The sequence below is a fragment of the Dolichospermum sp. UHCC 0259 genome (genome assembly GCF_009711935.1).
In the GTDB taxonomy this organism is placed as follows: domain Bacteria; phylum Cyanobacteriota; class Cyanobacteriia; order Cyanobacteriales; family Nostocaceae; genus Dolichospermum.
Genome location: NZ_VIKX01000002.1, coordinates 1 through 2,576 on the forward strand (window position 1 = coordinate 1; position 2,576 = coordinate 2,576).

The following is a 2,576-nucleotide window of genomic DNA, read 5'->3' on the forward strand; positions in this document are numbered from 1 at the left end:
AGACGCTGAGGAATATCACCAAGCTGATTTTGACGGCGACCAATTAATGGTTAGTTCTGCTAATAAACTGCCCAATATTGCCAAAGAAACACTCCGCGCAGGTGAACCCGGACATTTTAAACCAGTTAAACAACGTCCTAAACTGGCATACACCGAAATTACAGATGAAGAAGGCAATTTAAAATACCGTGATTTATCGCAAATTGCCGCTGCCAGCAGTCAAAATAAAGTAGGTCTAGTAGCAACAAACATTGGGCGTGTCCAGTCCTCAATGCCGGGTGAAGGTGAAAATAGCGAACGATTTACCAGACGACAAAGGAAGCTGCTCAATCGTCTTTTTCAAGCACTACAAGTAGAAGTAGATTCACCCAAAAGTGCCGAAAGATTAGAAGACATCAAAGAAATTGATGGTGCGAATTTATTAGCAGATGCTAAAAAATGGTCAGAATCCCATCCAAGTTACTTCTTTGACTTTAAAAAAGATGACCGGCTTTATCGTTCCTTTGCTATGCCAGCAGATGCCCCAGGAGCAATAAATGTGATGGCCAGAGAAGTAGTAAATCCCTTGTGGGAACCAACGCGGATTCGCAGTAGAGATAGACATGAATTTCGTTATTTATTTCCCAAAGAAACCTTATTTGTAGATGCCTTAGAATGGGCAGAAGAATTAAAAACTAGGTTTCAACAATCGAGAGATGAAATTAAAGAACGGGTGGGAGATGATAGAGAAGCATTTAATGAAGAATTGGGCAAACTTTACGATAGTTACAGAGCCGAAATTGATGAATTGTTCACCACTTCAGAGGATAGATTTGAGGGTGCAGCAGCACTGTGGCACACACAACACACTCGTCCAGAATTAGACCGACATCGTAAGGAATGTTTACAGTTGGCAGCACAGATGGAAATTACGTTTTCGTTTGAGCATAATTATGAAATGCCTAGTGCAGCATTACCACAAAATACTTATGTTTTGACTGTTCCGTTTGGGAAAGATGCGATTAAATGGAAGGAGTCTTTAGAACAAAAGGGAATTGAATTTGATGCCACTATTCATCCCCAATTACCTGTGATTGAATTTGCGTTTAAAGATTTATCTCCCAAATTAGTTGAGAAATTAGCGGCTAAATTTGGTGACAATATTCATGATTTAGATGAATTGAATATCCCCAAAGATTTACGAATTATCCCGCCGGTAGATCATAGTTGGGCAACATCACGTCAGGATGCGGGTGTGGGGGCTTTGGCATATAATTTATTTACTGAGGAAGTATGTCAACAGCTTCAGGATTTTCAGTTTGCAGAAATGAAAGTGTTGGGGATTAAATACAATGATTTTGCTGATGAAAACTTTGCCAGTCAGCAATGGAGAAAGCGGAGTGTGACTCTAGAAGTAGGAGTTTTTGAATTACCTGAATCACACCCAGACTTTTATCGTTATAACGGGACACCAATATTACAAATTGATGGTCAGAATTTAGGCACTTTTGCACCTGATAGTCCGAAGTTGCCTGTGGGAACTACATTTGCAGCTACGTTAAAACCAGAAGGTTCTAGTATTATTCTCAAGGTTAATGCTGATTCGATAGAGTTACCAGAGGTGACATTAGCGGAATCAGAACCAAACTTAGATAATGCTGGGGAATTGCGAGCTATTCACCGTGAATTTTGGCGTAAGGAAATGTTTGATAATTTGGTAGAAGCAATTGGTATTACTTACGAACAGCGACAGACCAATCAATCTGAAAGTAAGGAAATTGAGCAATTCAAAATTGGTGGACAGTGGACGGCTTATGTTCAGTCTAGTGGTGATTTTATTGTGCGGAATGAGAATAAGCGAACGATTTGTCGAGGGAATATTCACACAGGAGAAGAGATATTTCCACTGTCAGAAGCAGCCGCAAGTGAGTTAGAGGAGATGATTTTAGAGAGGGAGAGATTACTTTATGAAAAACATGAAGTATCAGAAAATGGACATCTTGATAACAGTCAGGATATTGAGTTGAACTAAAAAAGATGCCCGTTAGAGAAATCGGGCATCTTAGACTTTTGAAAAGTCAAGAATCAAAAATGACTGCTATCGTTTTTAGACAAAGCTGAAATTAGTAGCAGTCAACCTGGTAGTATCAAATCCGTTCAAGATAGCAATAGTTGTACTGCCTACGATAATACTATTGTCAATTAAAGTCAGGTCATTGAAATCAAAACTAGCGCCTTGACCACGAATACCTAAGACATCAGTACCCATATCGAAGTCAACAATGGTGTTGGTAGTAGCAGGTATATCACCAGTGAGGATATAGAACTTGTCAGCACCAGCACCACCGGAGATTAAGTTATCACCACCCTCTTGAACGTAGAAAATATCGTTACCTTCACCACCCAAAGCCCGATCGCCTGCCCCCAAGAAGAAGGTATCATCTCCTACACCACCGGAAAGACGGTTGCCACCTTGTCCATCTAAAGCATAGAAGGTATCGTTGCCAGAACCACCAAAGGCGCGATCGCTCTTACTCACATCAATAGTATCTGCTCCACTACCACCAAAGATATTATTATCGCCAACTGGAGACAGA

At 40.5% G+C, this 2,576-nt stretch carries 1 protein-coding gene and 1 pseudogene; one reads left to right on the plus strand and one right to left on the minus strand.

What is annotated here, in order from left to right; all coding sequences use genetic code 11:
• Nucleotides 1-2,011: pseudogene (locus tag FJR05_RS00125) on the plus strand (hypothetical protein); the annotation flags it as partial.
• Between the two features lie 75 nt (nucleotides 2,012-2,086).
• On the opposite strand, the gene FJR05_RS00130 reads toward FJR05_RS00125, so the two are convergent.
• Nucleotides 2,087-2,576, minus strand: a 490-nt coding sequence (locus tag FJR05_RS00130; RefSeq protein WP_371416754.1) for a calcium-binding protein, incomplete at its 5' end; no start/stop codon positions are given.